At 66.5% G+C, this 477-nt stretch carries 1 protein-coding gene; it reads right to left on the minus strand.

Going from position 1 to position 477, the window contains the following annotated elements; all coding sequences use genetic code 11:
* The coding region (locus EN935_RS39940; protein ID WP_164771925.1) for a hypothetical protein at positions 1-477 on the minus strand (477 nt) is incomplete at both ends.

Below are 477 nucleotides of genomic sequence, written 5' to 3' on the forward strand. Positions count from 1 at the left end.
CTCGACGCCCTTGGGCGGCGCGTTGTCGACGGTGACGAACTGCGCGTAGTCGACGCCGGTCTTGACCAGATCCTCGGAGAATTGCGCGCAGATGCGCGGCGCGCTGGTGTCGGCATCGACGGTGTGGTCGATGACGCGGAAACCCTTGCGCGCCTTCAGATCGGCATAGTCGGCCTGGACCGCCGGTGAAGGGTTCAGGGCAAGGCTGGCTTCATAGGCCTGCAGCGCCGGCCGGTAGAGATCGCGCTTGTCGAGGCCGTTGCCGAGCAGCGCCAGCACGTCGGCGCGCGTCTTGGTGGTGCGCAACAGCTTGTAGGCGTTGAAAGCAGCCGAAGTGCCGTTTGCCGGCAAAGTGGAGGCGTCGGAGGTGTTGGCGGCGGGCTGCACGGCCAGCGTTTCACGCGCCAGGTTGAGCCAGAGCTGGCCATCGTCGGGCAGCACTGAGACCGCGGCTTCGTATTTCAGCATGGCGGAGCG

This window comes from Mesorhizobium sp. M7D.F.Ca.US.004.03.1.1, assembly GCF_003998635.1.
Lineage (GTDB): Bacteria > Pseudomonadota > Alphaproteobacteria > Rhizobiales > Rhizobiaceae > Mesorhizobium > Mesorhizobium loti.